General features: G+C 58.2%; 13 protein-coding genes. 10 read left to right on the top strand and 3 right to left on the bottom strand.

The window, feature by feature from the left end; genetic code table 11:
• Positions 1-159: 159 nt before the first annotated feature.
• Positions 160-4,032, bottom strand: coding sequence for an ATP-dependent RNA helicase HrpA (gene hrpA, locus BN874_RS15065; RefSeq protein ID WP_034435021.1), 3,873 nt, complete (start codon positions 4,030-4,032; stop codon positions 160-162).
• Positions 4,033-4,294: 262 nt separating this feature from the next.
• Here hrpA and BN874_RS15070 point away from each other — a divergent pair, with 262 nt between their 5' ends.
• The 4 genes from BN874_RS15070 to BN874_RS15090 all read left to right on the top strand — a co-directional run bounded on the left by BN874_RS15070 (position 4,295) and on the right by BN874_RS15090 (position 8,040).
• On the top strand, positions 4,295-4,507 hold the full coding sequence (locus BN874_RS15070; protein WP_034434996.1) for a cold-shock protein: 213 nt from the start codon (positions 4,295-4,297) through the stop codon (positions 4,505-4,507).
• Between the two features lie 389 nt (positions 4,508-4,896).
• Positions 4,897-6,714: a translational GTPase TypA gene (typA, locus tag BN874_RS15080; protein ID WP_034434999.1), complete on the top strand. Its 1,818-nt coding sequence runs from the start codon at positions 4,897-4,899 to the stop codon at positions 6,712-6,714.
• A gap of 154 nt (positions 6,715-6,868) precedes the next feature.
• Positions 6,869-7,435, top strand: a complete 567-nt coding sequence (locus tag BN874_RS15085) for an acetate uptake transporter (protein WP_034435001.1) — start codon at positions 6,869-6,871, stop codon at positions 7,433-7,435.
• A gap of 50 nt (positions 7,436-7,485) precedes the next feature.
• Positions 7,486-8,040 (top strand): cache domain-containing protein, encoded by a 555-nt coding sequence (locus tag BN874_RS15090; RefSeq protein WP_034435003.1) that lies wholly within the window; start codon positions 7,486-7,488, stop codon positions 8,038-8,040.
• A 60-nt stretch (positions 8,041-8,100) separates the two neighbouring features.
• Here BN874_RS15090 and BN874_RS15095 read toward each other — a convergent pair whose 3' ends face one another.
• Both BN874_RS15095 and BN874_RS15100 read right to left on the bottom strand, forming a co-directional pair.
• Positions 8,101-8,439, bottom strand: coding sequence for a DUF4124 domain-containing protein (locus tag BN874_RS15095; RefSeq protein WP_034435004.1), 339 nt, complete (start codon positions 8,437-8,439; stop codon positions 8,101-8,103).
• A gap of 11 nt (positions 8,440-8,450) precedes the next feature.
• Positions 8,451-10,337 (bottom strand): MFS transporter, encoded by a 1,887-nt coding sequence (locus BN874_RS15100; RefSeq protein ID WP_034435005.1) that lies wholly within the window; start codon positions 10,335-10,337, stop codon positions 8,451-8,453.
• Positions 10,338-10,716: 379 nt separating this feature from the next.
• Here BN874_RS15100 and bioB point away from each other — a divergent pair, with 379 nt between their 5' ends.
• From bioB to BN874_RS25180, 6 genes are read left to right on the top strand one after another with little or no spacing between them, the layout of a single operon-like run.
• Positions 10,717-11,709 (top strand): biotin synthase BioB, encoded by a 993-nt coding sequence (bioB, locus tag BN874_RS15105; protein WP_034435006.1) that lies wholly within the window; start codon positions 10,717-10,719, stop codon positions 11,707-11,709.
• A gap of 12 nt (positions 11,710-11,721) precedes the next feature.
• Complete coding sequence (locus BN874_RS15110) at positions 11,722-13,086, top strand: adenosylmethionine--8-amino-7-oxononanoate transaminase (protein ID WP_051497900.1); 1,365 nt, start codon at positions 11,722-11,724, stop codon at positions 13,084-13,086.
• On the top strand, positions 13,083-14,252 hold the full coding sequence (gene bioF, locus BN874_RS15115) for an 8-amino-7-oxononanoate synthase (RefSeq protein ID WP_034435007.1): 1,170 nt from the start codon (positions 13,083-13,085) through the stop codon (positions 14,250-14,252). The genes BN874_RS15110 and bioF overlap by 4 nt, the downstream gene beginning before the upstream one ends.
• Positions 14,236-15,039, top strand: coding sequence for a malonyl-ACP O-methyltransferase BioC (bioC, locus tag BN874_RS15120; protein ID WP_230314454.1), 804 nt, complete (start codon positions 14,236-14,238; stop codon positions 15,037-15,039). Before bioF ends, bioC begins: the two co-directional genes overlap by 17 nt.
• A gap of 13 nt (positions 15,040-15,052) precedes the next feature.
• Complete coding sequence (gene bioD, locus BN874_RS15125) at positions 15,053-15,733, top strand: dethiobiotin synthase (RefSeq protein WP_034435008.1); 681 nt, start codon at positions 15,053-15,055, stop codon at positions 15,731-15,733.
• A 53-nt stretch (positions 15,734-15,786) separates the two neighbouring features.
• On the top strand, positions 15,787-15,948 hold the full coding sequence (locus BN874_RS25180) for a hypothetical protein (RefSeq protein ID WP_195912207.1): 162 nt from the start codon (positions 15,787-15,789) through the stop codon (positions 15,946-15,948).
• The last annotated feature ends 96 nt before the right edge of the window (positions 15,949-16,044 follow it).

Consider the following 16,044-nt stretch of genomic DNA (forward strand, 5'->3'; position numbering starts at 1 on the left):
GCGATGGGCTCTCATAGCGGCTTCTTTGCGCCTTGAAGAGATCCGGAGGATGCAAGAGGCTGCAGGATGCCCAAGCAACCGCCGGTTCGTCCCTCTCTTCCCTTCGCGTCCTCTCCAGAAAGGCGGCTTACCGTGGTTTGATCCCGGTGCCGGCAAATATCAACCCTGTTTTATCCGCCCCCACTGCTCCTCCAATCGCTTCACTGATACCGGCGCAATGGTCTTTAATTCCTGGGCGAACAGGGACACCCGCAATTCCTCCAGCAGCCAGCGAAATCGAATCAATTCTGGATCATGCCGTTCCTGCCTGGCGTTGTGTTCCCATTGCCGTTTGCAATGCGCCCAAAGCCGAATGACATCACCCGATTGCTGACGGTCTCTATCCGGTGCTTGCCGGATTTTTTGTAGCCGCAACGCCATAGCGCGTAGATAACGTGGTAGATGCGGTAACCACTCCGCTGGCGTCTGGCTCAGAAAACCGGGATAAACCAACCGCGCCAGTTGATCGCGACTATCGGCTATTGCCTCGGCCCAAACCAGCAATGACTCGCTATTCAACAGACGGCGGACTTCGTGATAGGCCACTAGAATTGCATCAGCGGTATCGCATACCTCGGACCGCATTGCCGCTAATCGGGTCTTGCCGCGTTCCAGTACCGCAGCGAAGGCCGCCGCATCACGCGGTAATGGTGCATCATTGAGAAAAGCCCGGTCGAGAATAGTGTTCAGCACATCCACACACAATGCCTCCTGCGTCCCCAAACCGACATAGTGCAACGTCATTCGCTGGAAATGCGGCAGATCACGGGACAGTGATTTGAATGCTGATCCCAGCCGCCAACCGATTAACCGTCGTAAACCCGCACGAGTCGCTGCTTCCGCTCGCGTCGGCGAGTCCAGTACTCGCAGCGCCAAGGTACCGGCCGTTTCTGCAATCAATGCCGGATAACCGCGCAACTGAATCCCATTGCGGACGAAACTGACCACTTCGGGTAATTCACCGAAATCCCAGTCGCGTAACTGCTCTCGTTCAAACTCCGGGGTCGGCAATGCTGCAAAACTGGACTGCGCTTCACCGCGCAACTCAGCCTGAATGGCTTGCCAGTCGCGCCCAACGGCCAGCACCGCCCCATCAGCATCTACGATTTGAAAACGCATTCGCAAGTGGGCCGGTACGGTGTCGGGATTCCAGGCATCTTCGGGAATCCGCACCCCGGTCATTCGCTGCAAATGTTCGGTCATCACTTCGCTCAAGGCGTATCTATTCGGCTCCATTACCGCCAGCAAGGCTTGTACATAATTGGGTACAGGCACGAAATGACGCCGTAATGCTTTCGGCAACGACTTCAATAAGGCTGCCATCCGTTCCGCCCGTAAGCCCGGCACCAGCCAATCCAACTGCTTTGAATCTACTTGGTTAACTGCCGCCAATGGCACCGTTAATGTCACTCCGTCATCGTCCGCTCCCGGTGTAAAGCGATAGCTTAACGGTAACTTTAACCCGTCGAGATCGAGATGATCGGGGAAGCGTTCTCCATTCACCACCGGTCCTGCTTCCGCCAGCAGCGCGGCGCGGTCGAGAAACAGCAGGCGTGGATTTTCCCGCTCGGCCTGCTTGCGCCAGGTCTCGAAAGTCGGGCCGCTGTAAATGCCGTCTGGAACATGCGCAGCGTAGAAACGATACAGTGCTTCTTCGTCCGCCGTCAGATCACGGCGGGCGCGCACTTCCAATTCTTCCAATTCGGCCAGCAATTGCCGATTATGCTGAAAAAACGGTGCCTTACAGTGAAATTCACCCTCAACCAGTGCATGGCGAATGAACAAATCCCGTGCCAGTGCTGGATCGAGCGGCCCGTAATTAACCCGGCGATTGGCAATAATCGGCAAGCCGTACAGCGTGACCTGTTCAATAGCACTAACCTGGGCAGCGCGCTTCTCCCAGTGTGGCTCGGCATAACTGCGTTTGAGGAGATGCCCGGCCAGCCCTTCCACCCACTCTGGATCGATGCGCGCCACGGTGCGGGCATACAGCCGAGTCGTTTCCACCAATTCGGCGGACATCACCCAGCGTGGCCGTTTCTTGAACAGCCCGGAACCGGGGAACAGGTAAAAACTCCGTCCGCGTGCGCCGAGATAAGTATTTTCCTCTTGTTTCAAGCCCAAATGACCTAGCAAGCCGGTTAATAACGCTCGATGCAAATTTTCATACAAGGCTGGTTCGCTATTCAGCCGCATCCCCATTTCAGTGATTCGTCCCAATAATTCCTGATGCAGATCGTGCCATTCTCGCATCCGCACGAAGGAGAGAAAATCGGTCTGGCAAAGGGTACGCAACTGGTTTTTGGAGAGTTGCCGCGCCTGTTCATGGTAGTAGTGCCACAGATTAAGCAGTGCCACAAAATCAGAATGATCGTCGCGAAAGCGGCGATGTTTCTCATCCGCCGCCGGCTGTTTTTCCAGTGGCCGTTCACGCGGATCCTGAATCGCCAGTGCAGCCACGATGATCAACGCTTCGCTCAAACTGCCTTCCCGTTGCGCCGCCAGCAACATTCGCCCCAAACGCGGGTCCACCGGCAGTTTTGCCATCTGCCGGCCTAATTCAGCGATCCGGCGCTGTTCATCCACTGCCTGCAACTCGAACAGCAGCCGGAAGCCGTCGCTAATCTGGCGCGAATCCGGCGGTTCCACGAACGGAAAGTCCTCCGGCTTGCCCAGATTCAATGCACTCATTTGCAAAATCACCGCCGCCAAGTGGGTTCGCAGAATCTCCGGATCGGTGAAAGCGGGGCGGCTCTGGAAATCCGCTTCTGCATACAGGCGGATGCAAATACCGGCACTGACTCGTCCGCAGCGCCCGGCCCGCTGGTTGGCGCTGGCCTGGGAAATTTTCTCGACCGGCAGGCGCTGAATCTTGCTGCGTGGACTGTAGCGGCTGATCCGCGCTGTGCCGGGATCGATGACGTAGCGAATGCCGGGCACCGTCAGGGAGGTTTCGGCCACATTGGTCGCCAGCACGATGCGCGGGCGGCCTCGCGACTGGAACACCCGATTCTGTTCAGTGGCCGACAGCCGGGCGTACAGCGGCAACACTTCGGTATGGGGTGGATGATGTTTACGCAGGCTTTCCGCCGTTTCCCGAATCTCCCGCTCGCCGGACAGGAAGATAAGAATATCGCCTGGCCCTTCCATCCACACCTCGTCCACCGCGTCCAGAATCGCCTGCTGCAAATCGCGGTCGCGCTCGTCCTCATCCGCCGCCAGCAACGGCCGATAGCGAGTCTCCACCGGATAGGTTCGCCCCGACACTTCGATAATCGGCGCGTGATCGAAATGGCGGGAAAAGCGCTCTGGGTCAATGGTCGCCGAAGTAATGATCAGCTTGAGATCGGGTCGCTGCGGCAACAACCGCTTGAGATAGCCCAGCAGGAAATCAATATTCAGACTGCGCTCGTGGGCCTCGTCGAGGATGATGACCTCGTATTGGGCCAACTGGCGGTCGCTCTGGGTTTCCGCCAGCAGAATGCCGTCCGTCATCAGTTTGACTACCGCCTCCGGCCCGGTTCGGTCGGAAAAGCGCACCTTGTAGCCGACCCAACCGCCAACCGTGGTTCCCAACTCGGCAGCGATTCGGGTGGCTACGGAACGGGCGGCGATCCGGCGTGGCTGAGTATGGCCGATCAAGCCTGCTGCACCATAACCGAGCGCCAGGCAGATTTTCGGCAACTGAGTGGTCTTGCCGGAACCGGTTTCCCCACACAGCACGACGACCTGGTGTTCACGGATGGCGGCGGCAATGGATTCGCGATGGGCATTGATCGGCAGGCTGTCGTCGAAACTTGGCTGCGGCAGCGCAGCGCGGCGTTCCCGCAGGCGAGTAACAGCGACTTCGACTTCAGCACTCAGTTGTTCCAGAGCGCGATCAATCGGCTTGCCATCGTGTTGGCGACGGCGCAGACCATGAAGACGACGGGCGAACGCAGCGCGATCACGGGTGGGGCATTCGATCAAGCGGGCTTGCAGTGAAACGAGCATGTTTTCCATAAAGATTGATAAGGTTTCGTTGGGCAGGAATGAACAGCCGCCCGCTTTCAAAATGGGACTTTGCACTAAGGCAGTGCAAACGTACATAAAATCGGCTTGCGGAACCGGATGCTTTCGCGTAATTTTTCAACGCGAATGGAAGTTTTCAGCTTCCAAGCGCCCAGCGTTGAGTGCTGGATACCGAGCTAATCCTGTATCTTGGATGTCGCGCAGATCGGCAGGAAAAATGTTTTATCTTTGAGGTCGTGCGTTAATGCGTATAGGAACTGTGAAGTGGTTTGATGAAGCCAAGGGCTTTGGTTTCATTGCTCCTGAAGATGGCGGCAGCGATGTGTTCGTCCATTACTCGGTGATTGAAGGTAAAGGATTCCGAACCTTGGCTGAAAATCAAAAGGTCGAGTTCGAGGTCAAGCCTGGTCCCAAGGGTCCACAGGCCACCATGGTCAAGAAACTCGCGGAAAAATAACATTTCCCACCCAACGAACTCATCCAAAAGCCCCGTCCAGGCGGGGCTTTGTCGTTTACGGTCGCCCGGCTTCGTTATCAGGACTTTCGCTTTTCGTCATTCCCGCGTCAGCGGGAATCCAGTAACCTGCTGAAAAGACTGGATACCCGTTTTCACGGGTATGACGACACCAAGTTTATGAGCGAACGTCCTGATTATAATGCCCTGCCTAGCCACACCCGAATGGCGCCGGATAAACCGAATCACGCAGGTTTCATGAAAACCGATAGAATGCAGTTAAAGAAACAAATCATTATCAAATCAACGATACTCTTTCTTCCGCTGTCCGCCCCAATAACCTTGGCCTTATTCAATGCGCTCTTATCGAGCGTAACCTACGGATTTCGTTTGTGATCGAACAACTGCGCAACATCGCCATCATCGCCCATGTGGACCACGGCAAGACCACGCTGGTCGATAAGCTTTTGCAACAGTCCGGTACGCTCAGCGACCGGGGCGCCCCGGTGGAACGGGTGATGGATTCCAATGACCTGGAGAAGGAACGCGGCATCACCATCCTGGCCAAGAATACTTCACTACACTGGCGCGATTACCGCATCAATATCGTGGATACGCCCGGCCATGCCGATTTCGGCGGCGAAGTGGAGCGGGTATTGTCCATGGTGGATTCAGTACTGCTGCTAGTAGACGCCGTAGATGGCCCGATGCCGCAAACCCGCTTTGTCACCCAGAAAGCCTTTGCCATGGGATTCCGGCCCATCGTCGTCATCAACAAGATTGACCGACCCGGCGCTCGCCCCCATTGGGTGCTGGATCGCACCTTCGACCTGTTCGACCGGCTGGGCGCCACCGAAGAGCAACTGGATTTCCCGGTGATCTACGCCTCGGCGCTGCACGGCTACGCCGGTCTTGATGAGAGTGTGCGTTCTGGCGACATGACCCCGCTGTTTGAAACCATTGTCAGTCAGGTCAGTCCGCCGCAAGTGGATCGCGAGGGGCCGTTCCAGTTGCAGGTCAGCTCACTGGGCTATAACAGCTATGTTGGCGTGATCGGTATTGGCCGCATTCGCCGGGGCACGATTAAGACCAATACCCCGGTGGTGATCCTGGATCGGCACGGCCAGCGCCGTAACGGCCGGGTGCTGCAAGTCCTCGGTTTTCAGGGCTTGGAGCGGATTGAATTTCCTGAAGCCTCCGCCGGCGACATCATCGCCTTTACCGGGATTGACGGGTTGGGTATTTCCGATGTGCTGTGCGATCCCAATCATGTTGAGCCGTTGCCGCCGCTCAAGGTGGACGAGCCGGCCATGAGCATGACCTTCCAGGTCAACACCTCGCCTTTTGCCGGGCGCGATGGCAAATACGTGACCAGTCGCCAGGTGCGCGAACGGCTGTACCGGGAACTGATCCATAACGTCGCGTTGCGGATCGAGGACACCGGCGATCCCGACAAATTCAAGGTTTCCGGTCGCGGCGAACTGCATCTATCGATTCTGATCGAGAATATGCGCCGCGAGGGCTACGAACTGGCGGTGTCGCGCCCGGAAGTCATTCTGCGCGAAGTGGACGGTGAGCTGCACGAACCCTATGAGCAACTGACCGTGGACGTGGAGGAGCAGCATCAGGGTGCGGTGATGGAAAAACTCGGCGAGCGGCGCGGCGATCTGCTGGATATGCAACCCGATGGCAAGGGTCGGGTGCGACTGGATTATCTGATTCCGGCGCGGGGGCTGATCGGCTTTCAGACTGAATTCCTGACCACCACCTCCGGCACCGGCCTGATGTACCACGTCTTCGACCGCTACGGTCTGATGAAGAAAGGGACTATCGGGGCGCGCATTAACGGGGTGTTGATCGCCAACGCCACTGGTAAGGTGCTGGCTTATGCGCTGTTCAACTTGCAGGAGCGGGGACGGCTGATGGTCGCGCATGGCGACGAGGTGTATGAGGGCATGATCGTCGGCATCCATTCCCGTGAGAATGATCTGGTGGTCAACCCGCTCAAAGCCAAGCAACTGACCAACATTCGCGCCGCCGGATCGGACGAAAACATCCTGCTGACTCCGCCGGTGCGGATGAGCCTGGAGCAGGCACTGGAGTTCATTGACGACGACGAACTGGTTGAAGTGACGCCAAAAACCATCCGGGTGCGCAAGAAGCTGTTGTTGGAACACGAGCGCAAGAAGGCGGCGCGGCAGGGCGGTTAACTGAAATTTCCGCTGGATTCAGGGTTGTTTTACTTCCAATGTCCGATTTTTTTTCTATAGTGTTCACCGGCTGTCCGGTGCAATGTGCTTCCCCTCATTGAGGAGCCGTGAACCGCAGCTTGATACATTTTTTCACTGGGAGAGGTTAAACGTAATGGCAGAACAAAAACTTGGTAACCCGGCAGTGGTTGGCTTGGCCGGCTTCGGTCTAACTACGCTGGTGCTGCAATTCCACAATGTCGGCTGGATGCCCAGCATCGGGCCGGTGGTCTGGCTGGGTATCGTGTTCGGCGGGATGGCGCAACTGATCGCCGGTTTGCAGGAAATGAAGACCGGCAACAATTTCGGTTATTGCGCCTTCACTTCTTACGGGGCCTTCTGGATTGCCTTGGCCCTCATGCTACTGGGCAATAAATACGATCTGTTCAAAGCCGGCACCGAAGACGTTGGCTATTTCCTGGTGGCCTGGACCCTGTTCACAGCCATTCTGTGGATTGGTTCATTGCGGATTCATGGCGCGATGGCGTTCACCTTCACCACCCTGTTGATCGGCTTCATCCTGCTCGATCTGGCACATTTCGGTTATCCCAACCTGACGGTAGTGGCAGGCTACGAACTGATGATCTGCGCGTTGGCCGCCTGGTACATGATGGCCCGCGTCATCCTGAACGAGATTTACGGCAGAGAACTGTTGCCGGCCGGCAAGCCCTGGGTTTCCTGAGCGGGCTGGTTCCTGCGCACTCACCACTGAATAACGAGGAGAATTCAATAATGCGGAAAACAACGCTTGCTCTGGCCGGCCTGACTTTGGCCTTGGCCGCCGCGCCCGCCATCACGCTGGCCGCAGATCCCAACGCCGCCAGCGCCGAGGAAGTGGTCACCAAGGTTCACGAAGCCGTCCAGTACCTGAACGACAAGGGCCTGGCCGGTTTCTCGGACTTCAATAACAACAAGGATGCCCGCTGGGTGTGGAAGGACAGCTATGTATTCATCTATAGCTGCCGGGATAACGTCATGATCGCCCATCCACTGCGGCCTGATCTGGTGGGCAAGCCGATTTTGCAGATGAAGGACGACAAGGATCACCTGCTGTTCCAGGATATGTGCAAGGCCGGTGCTAACAAAGATGGCGGCTGGGTCGAGTATTGGTGGCCAAAACCGGGTGAAGCCAAGGCTTCGCGCAAGATCTCCTTCGTCCACAGCGCCGAGGTTTCCTTCAAACCGGATATCCAGGTCGGGGCCGGGATTTACGACGACAAGATGAGTGTCGAAGATTTGAATAAGCTCGCCGCGCAGGCCAAGCAACTGAAGAAAGACGCGCCGTAACCCGCTTGGCATTTTGAGTTTTGAACCCCACCGCCCCGGTTATTCGCCGGGGCGGTTTTTTTATGGACGCGATGCGCCGCCTTGTGGCGGTACGACGTTGGCGTCACTGCGGTAGTTGACCGTTTCGTAAGACCGACCCTTGGGCGGCTTGTCCGTTACCTGCTCGCGACCTTGGTCATCGCGCCAGCGATAAAGCGGCCCGGTGTACTCGGGCAGCCCAGGCAACCAGTGACGCGCCCAGGCCGGCACTTCCTGCGGCGTTGTGTACCAATACATCAGCAAGCCGCTGAATATGCTCAGGAGGATCAATACCCATAGAGGCACCTTGCCGGCCTGTCGCTGCGTACAGTTCAGACTCGACCGCTTGCCCATACCATTCTGCAAACCCTGATATTGCATAAGCCCTCCTGCTATGGCCGATCGCCCCGCAACTCCACCACCCGCTCACGCAGCAGCGCCGATGTAGCTCGCTCGGGTGGCACCGGTTCGCCCACGACCAGCTCAATCCGCGACCAGAACCGCCGGGGGAAAGCACCCATCACCTTGCCGTAGCGGCGGCTGAAGAAGCTGCCCCACAATCCGCGCAGCGCCATTGGTATGACGGGCACTGGGGTACGCTGGATAATCCGTTCGATGCCGGTTTTGAACAGGCCAATTTCGCCGTCCTGGCTTAACCGGCCTTCCGGGAAGATGCCGACCACTTCGCCGTCTGCCAAATAGTGGGCAACCCGGTCATAGGCTCGATCCAGAATTTCGGGATTCTCCCGCGCCGACGCGATAGGCACCGCTCCGGCGGTGCGAAACACAAAACTCAACAGCGGAATCCTGAAAATCTGATGGTCCATCACGAACCGGATCGGTCGCCGGCAGCAGCCAATCACCACCAGCGCATCCATGTAGCTGACGTGATTGCAGACCACGACCGCTGGTCCCTCATCGGGAATATGCTCCAATCCGCGCGCTTTCAACCGATAGCCGATGTTCACCAGTATCCAGACGATGAAGCGCATCAGGAATTCGGGAACCAGGGTAAAGATATAGACCGCCACTGCCGCGTTGAAGATCGCCATCACCAGCAACAATTGCGGGATGCTCAGTCCCTGATCCAGCAGCAGGACGGCAATCAGCGCCGCTGCCACCATAAAGATGGCATTGAGGACATTGTTACCGGCGATCACCCGCGATAGGTGCGCCGGATCGCTGCGTTGCTGCACCAGCGCATACAGCGGTACGATGAAAATACCGCCGAAGATACCGATCAGCACAATGTCTGCTACGACCCGCCCACTGCCTGCTTGCGCCAAAAAAGCCAGCATTCCCAACAGCTCCGCTCCAGCGGCCGGCGGTGCGGGCGCGGCAAAAAACAGATCCACTCCAAACACGGTCAGACCGATGGAGCCGAACGGCACCAGGCCGATTTCTACCATCCGCCCGGATAAGCGCTCGCATAACAGCGAACCAATGCCAATACCAATCGCGAACAGCATCAGCAACAGGGTAACGACGTGTTCGCCGCCGCCCAGGATGAGCTTGGTAAAGTTGGGCAATTGAGCCAGATAGACGCTCCCCACGAACCAGAACCAGGAAATACCCAGCACCGATTGGAAAACGGTGAAGTTCTGGTAAGTGAACTTGAGAATACGCCAGGTTTCGGTGGCTGGATTCCAGTTGATTTTAAGGTCTGGGGCGGCCGGCGGAGCTTGGGGAATCGCCCGGCTGCTGAGATAGCCAAGCACGGCTAACACGACCACAGCTCCGGCTACCCAAGCCGCGCCCTGCTGCTGTGCGATGAGAAGCCCACCCAACAGGGTGCCCAGCAGGATAGCCATATTGGTGCCCATCTCGATCCAGGCGTTGCCGCCGACCAGCTCTTCCGGTTTCAGATGCTGCGGCATGATGCTGTACTTCACCGGCCCGAACAGAGTGGATTGCCAGCCCATGAGGAACAGCAGCCCGATCAGGAGCGACACGTTGTGCAAGATAAATCCCGCTGCCGCGCCGATCATGATGATGATTTCCAGCAGCTTGACCCAGCGGATATAGCGCGATTTTTCGTATTTGTCAGAGAGCTGGCCGGCGGTGGCTGAAAACAGGAAAAACGGCAGCACAAACAGGCCGGCGCAGAGGTTAATCAGCAGGTTGGCCCGGGCGGGATCAGTCGCTGCCGCCTGAAAAGCGATCAGAATAATCAGGGCATTCTTGAATACGTTATCATTGAATGCACCCAAAAACTGAGTGATGAAGAACGGTAGAAAGCGCCGTTGCTTTAATAGGGTAAATTCGTTGCCGTTGGACATGCGGCAGAGTTCTCCAAGGGTTGGAAGCGGGCGGCAAGCCGATGACCTTACCTACTCAAGCTGGATATTCATCGGGCAGCCATGATTAACTGTATCAGGGTATGGGCTTAAACGCAGTGGTGAATTCTGCGCATTTTGGACGGGCTATGCTCGAACCCAATGGGGATGAAGTCCGCAGAAATTCCAGCATATTTAACCAGATTATTTGTAATAAATTAGTGAGTTAGATGGTTTTTCAGGCCGGAAATGCTATCTTATGCGCTACTCAGGGGCGCAGACCTCGTTATCTTGCTACCCCGCATGTGCGGGCGCGCTGCGCCATCGTCCTCTTTTCAATGCCGTAATCAGGCTCCTTCACTCCCTAGTAGAGATCAACCTCATGAGTCATGCTGCAGTTCTTTCGCATACGACCCCGCAGGCAAAACCGCTTCTCTTCCACGCCCCGACCTGGACGGTGGAAGCCGTTTCGGCGCTGTTCGAGTTGCCGTTCACCGATCTGATGTTTCGGGCGCAGGAAGCGTTGCGGGCAAACTTCGATCCCAGCGCAATACAACGCTCCACTCTGCTGTCCATCAAAACTGGCAACTGCTCGGAGGATTGCGGCTATTGTTCCCAGTCCAAGCGTTACCAGACCGGGCTGGATGCTCAACCCCTGCTGTCTACCGAGGAAGTGCTGGCGGCGGCTCAGGCGGCCAAGGAACAGGGCGCGGGCCGGTTCTGCATGGGCGCAGCCTGGCGCGGTCCCAAAGAGAAGGATTTGCCCGCTGTGATGGAGATGGTGCGCGCCGTTAAAGCACTGGGTCTGGAAACCTGCGTGACGCTGGGTATCCTCAAGGACGGCCAGGCCGAACAGTTGAAGACCGCCGGGCTGGATTACTACAACCATAATCTCGATACCGCCCCAGAGTTTTATGGTGATGTCGTCACCACTCACACCTATCAGGATCGGCTGGATACTTTGCAAAATGTGCGTGGCGCCGGCCTCAAGGTCTGTAGCGGCGGCATCGTCGGCATGGGCGAAACCCGCCAGCACCGCGTCGGCTTGATTGCCAAGCTGGCCAGCCTTGACCCACCGCCGGAATCAGTGCCGATCAACAATCTGGTGCCGATTCCCGGAACGCCGCTGGCCGGCAGCGAGCAAATTGATATTTTCGAGTTCGCCCGCACCATCGCCGCCGCCCGCATCACCATGCCGCGCAGCTATGTGCGCCTGTCCGCCGGGCGCGAGCAGATGAGCGCCGCTGAACAGGCGTTGTGTTTTCTGGCCGGCGCCAACTCGATCTTCTATGGCGACCACCTGCTGACCACCAGTAACCCACAGATGGATCGCGATAATGCGCTATTCGAGAACCTGGGCCTGCACGGGGTCTAGGATTCAGCGCGAATGGACAACACCGACTGGATAAACCGCAGCCGTGCGGCGGTCTGGCATCCCTGCACCCAAATGAAGCAGCACGACACCGGCGCATTGCCGCTGGTGCCGATTGATCGAGGTCAGGGCGCATGGCTGTACGATTTCGCCGGTCGGCGCTATCTGGACGCTATCAGTTCATGGTGGGTCAACCTGTTCGGCCATGCCCACCCGCGCATCAACGCTGCGGTTAAAGATCAACTGGACCGGCTGGAACACGTCATTCTGGGTGGTTTCACCCATGGGCCGGTGGTGGAACTGTCGGAACGGTTGTCAGCGTTGACCGGCGGCGCGCTGGGGCATTGCTTCTATGCTTCAGACGGTTCGTCAGCAGTAGAAATCGCGCTGAAGATGTCGTTTCACTACTGGCGCAATCACGGTCAGCCGGAGAAAAACCAGTTTCTTTGTCTGGCCAGCAGCTATCACGGCGAAACGCTGGGGACACTGAGCGTGGGCGATGTCGGGCTGTACAAGGACGCCTATGCCCCGCTATTGCGCCAAGCGGCGACCGTCCCCTCGCCGGATGCCCGGCAGGCGGCGGCGGGCGAAACAGCAGCGGATTGCGCCCGTCGCGTCGCGACCGCGCTGGAGGCGTATCTGGCGGTACATCATTCATCCATTGCCGCCTTGATCCTTGAGCCGCTGGTGCAGGGAGCGGGCGGCATGGTGATGTACGACCCGGAGTATTTACGGCTGGCCCGCGCCCGGTGCGACCGTTACCAAGTTCATTTAATCGCCGACGAGATTATGGTCGGCTTTGGTCGCACCGGCACCTTGTTCGCCCACGAACAGGCCGGTATCCGCCCCGATCTGCTCTGTCTGTCCAAAGGTCTCACCGGCGGTTATTTGCCGCTGTCGGTGGTAATGAGTACCGATGAGATGTTCGCCGCTTTCTACGATGACGCGATCACCCGTGGCTTTCTGCATTCCCATTCCTACACCGGCAATCCGCTGGCCTGCCGGGCGGCGCTGGCGACCCTGGATATTTTCGCCGAGGATGCAGTTTTGGAACGCAACCGGCGCTTCGCCGAGCGCTTCACTGCATTGTTGGAACCGCTGGTGAAGCATCCGCAAGCGCGGCATTTTCGCCACTGCGGGATGATTTGGGCGGTGGATATTGCGACCGACGATCCTGAATTTCGGTTGAAATTCTACCGCGAAGCCCTGCAACGCGAACTGTTGCTGCGGCCCTTGGGAACAACGATTTATTTCATGCCGCCCTACATTCTCGATGACACCGAAGCCACGCTGTTGGCCGAAGGCGCGGTCGCGGCTCTGGAGGCAGCGCTCGAAGGTTCCTCTCGCCCGCTGGGAGAGGGGCTGGGGGTGAAAGCATGATCTGGGACGAACTGGACCCCTCGATGGCGCAGTTGGCAGCAGAAGGATTGTTGCGCCGCCGTCGCACCCTGGAAGCGCCCTGCGGCCCCGAAGCCGTGGTTGAGGGCCGGCGCGTCATTGCCTTTTGCAGCAACGATTATCTCGGTCTGGCGAATCATCCCAGTATCGTTGCTGCGGCGCAGCAGGCCGCCGGGCGCTGGGGCGTGGGCAGCGGTGCTTCGCATGTAGTCAGCGGTCATCTGTGGCCTCATGCGGAATTGGAGGAGCGGCTGGCCGCCTTCGTTGGGCGGGAACAGGCGCTGTATTTCACCACCGGCTACATGGCGAATCTGGCGATTGTGCCCACGCTGATGGATCGCAACGACGCCATTTTTGCCGATAAGCTGAATCATGCCTCGCTTATTGACGCCGCCCGGCTGGCCCGCGCCGAGCATGTTCGCTACCCGCATGGTGATGTGGACACTCTCGCTCATCGACTGGAGCAAAGCCGGGCGCGGCGTAAACTGATTCTCACCGATGCGGTGTTCAGCATGGACGGTGATTTAGCGCCGCTGCCGGAATTGTTCGCCTTGGCTGAACGCTTTGACGCCTGGCTGGTGGTGGATGACGCTCACGGCTTTGGCGTACTCGGTCCCGGCGGTCGGGGCAGTCTCGCCCATTTTGATCTGCCGCCGTCGCCGCGCCTGATTCTGATGGGAACGCTCGGCAAGGCCGCAGGCGTATCCGGTGCGTTCGTCGCCGGCGACCGCTGCGTGATCGACTGGTTGATGCAGCGGGCGCGACCGTACATTTTTACCACCGCATCCAGCCCGATGATCCCGGTTGCGCTGCTCGCCAGTTTGGAACTGATGGTCAACGGTGATGAGCGCCGCGCTCATCTGCAACAGTTGATTGTGCGATTGCGAGCGGGTCTGGACGGCTTGCCGTGGCGGTTATTGCCTTCACCAACCGCGATTCAGCCGCTGCTCATCGGCGAAAATGAGGCGGCGGTACAATTAGCCGAACGGCTGTTTGTGCGCGGGTTATGGGTTCCCGCGATTCGTCCGCCGACGGTGCCGATGGGAACGGCCCGGTTGCGGATTTCATTATCAGCGGCGCATAGCGAAGAGCAGATTGATACGCTGATGGGGGTATTGCGGGAATGCGCCAATGATGGCTATGCCTAGTCCGTCGTCGGTTCTGCCATCCAAACAACGAATTCGCCACGCCTTTGATCAGGCTGCGACCACCTATGACGCGGCGGCGGATGTGCAACGGGAAGTGTCCGACCGGCTGGCTGGGTACCTTGCGCTCCTCGGTAACGACCTCGATCCCGTTGCCATTCTTGACGCCGGTTGCGGCACTGGTTATGGGGCGCGCTGGCTACAACAGCAGTGGCCGTGCGCCGGATTGACTCTGGTTGATTTTGCGCCTCGCATGTTACTTGCTACTCGCACCCCGCTGACCGAGGTGGCGTTGATTTGCGCCGACATCGAAGCCTTGCCGGTTGCCGCGCACCGTTTCGATTTGTACTGGTCGAGTCTGGCGTGGCAATGGAACGACCCGCAACGCTGTTTGGCCGAGGCGGCGCGAGTGCTGAAGCCGCGAGGCTGGCTGGCGGTCGCCACTTTGGGAGCGGACAACTTCCCTGAGCTGCGCCATGCCTTTGCTGACACGGATGACTACAGCCATGCGTTGACGATTCCTGCGCCGGAGCAACTGCTGGCACATTGTCAGGCGGGTGGATGGACAGTGCGGGTCTGGCACCGGCAATCGGTGCGTCGCCATTATCCCGAGCTGCGAAGCCTGCTCCGCAGTGTGAAAGCGGTGGGGGCGCGTGAAGTGGGACAACGCCGACCGACGCCGTTTAGTCGTTCTGCCTGGCAGGCGATCACGGCGCGGTATGAACAGTTGCGAGAGTCGGCGGGTTTGCCGCTGAGCTACGATGCCGTCTGGCTGATTGCCACGCTGTAGGGGTTTCAAGTTGATGCGAACCGCTTGTTTTGTGACGGGTACCGATACCGGGGTCGGTAAAACCCACATTACCTGCGCCTTGCTCTACGCGACTCGCCAGCGCGGCTGGACCGCCGTTGGGATGAAGCCGATTGCTGCTGGCGTTGAAGCCGATGGCCGCAACGAGGATGTCACGCGATTACTGGCCGCCAGCTCCATCCAGCCGCCGATCTCGTTGATCAATCCGTTTCTGTATGACCCGCCCATCGCGCCGCATATCGCCGCTCAGGAAGCAGGGCGACCGATTGATTTAGCGGTAATTCAACAGGCGTTCGCACGTCTGCAAACGTGGGTTGATGTGGTGTGGGTGGAAGGCGTGGGCGGTTTTCGGGTGCCGCTTGACGCACAGCATGACACCGCAGATTTAACGCAGTGCCTGGCCTTGCCGGTGGTGCTGGTGGTGGGAATGCGGCTGGGTTGCCTCAATCATGCGTTGCTGACCGCTGAAGCGATTGAGCAGCGCGGTTTGAGCTTGGCGGGTTGGGTGGCTAATCAGATTGATCCCGCCATGTCCCGCTTTGAAGCCAATCTCGATACCCTGCGAACCCGCCTGAATGCCCCGCTGCTGGGCGTGGTGCCTCATGGCACAACGCCCGAACAGGCCGCGTCGGCACTGCAATTACCCGGATTTTGCGCGGAAAGCCTCGGCTTTTAGGCCAGGCGGTCCGTCTGCCCCTGTATTGTGTTTCGGAACTACTTACCGGCCACATGCAAATCCCCTTGCTGGGCAAAGGTACAGTTCCCGAACGCAGGGTGCTTGTAATTGACCCCGGTATCGCGTGCTACGGCCGTGAAGCCATTGCCGACGCCGCCTTGAGCGGCGATTTCCGGTTGCCGGATTATCAGGTGATTCAGTACATAACACCATAAAATTAACGTGAGTTCTGTTTATTTCGATATGTAAGGTTAAAACCCCCGCCTTTAGGCGGGTAGATTTCATCTCCAGCCCTTACGGGTAGAGTTGCT

It is taken from the genome of Candidatus Contendobacter odensis Run_B_J11 (assembly GCF_000531125.1).
GTDB classification, from domain to species: domain Bacteria; phylum Pseudomonadota; class Gammaproteobacteria; order Competibacterales; family Competibacteraceae; genus Contendibacter; species Contendibacter odensensis.

Bases quoted from the DNA above. Each gene is read 5' to 3' on its own strand.
- BN874_RS15100 (WP_034435005.1), bottom strand. From the start codon at position 10,337: ATGTCCAACGGCAACGAATTTACCCTATTAAAGCAACGGCGCTTTCTA.
- bioF (WP_034435007.1), top strand. From the start codon at position 13,083: ATGATCTGGGACGAACTGGACCCCTCGATGGCGCAGTTGGCAGCAGAA.
- bioC (WP_230314454.1), top strand. From the start codon at position 14,236: ATGATGGCTATGCCTAGTCCGTCGTCGGTTCTGCCATCCAAACAACGA.
- BN874_RS25180 (WP_195912207.1), top strand. From the start codon at position 15,787: ATGCAAATCCCCTTGCTGGGCAAAGGTACAGTTCCCGAACGCAGGGTG.
- BN874_RS15110 (WP_051497900.1), top strand. From the start codon at position 11,722: ATGGACAACACCGACTGGATAAACCGCAGCCGTGCGGCGGTCTGGCAT.
- BN874_RS15085 (WP_034435001.1), top strand. From the start codon at position 6,869: ATGGCAGAACAAAAACTTGGTAACCCGGCAGTGGTTGGCTTGGCCGGC.
- bioB (WP_034435006.1), top strand. From the start codon at position 10,717: ATGAGTCATGCTGCAGTTCTTTCGCATACGACCCCGCAGGCAAAACCG.
- BN874_RS15090 (WP_034435003.1), top strand. From the start codon at position 7,486: ATGCGGAAAACAACGCTTGCTCTGGCCGGCCTGACTTTGGCCTTGGCC.
- bioD (WP_034435008.1), top strand. From the start codon at position 15,053: ATGCGAACCGCTTGTTTTGTGACGGGTACCGATACCGGGGTCGGTAAA.
- BN874_RS15070 (WP_034434996.1), top strand. From the start codon at position 4,295: ATGCGTATAGGAACTGTGAAGTGGTTTGATGAAGCCAAGGGCTTTGGT.
- hrpA (WP_034435021.1), bottom strand. From the start codon at position 4,032: ATGCTCGTTTCACTGCAAGCCCGCTTGATCGAATGCCCCACCCGTGAT.
- BN874_RS15095 (WP_034435004.1), bottom strand. From the start codon at position 8,439: ATGCAATATCAGGGTTTGCAGAATGGTATGGGCAAGCGGTCGAGTCTG.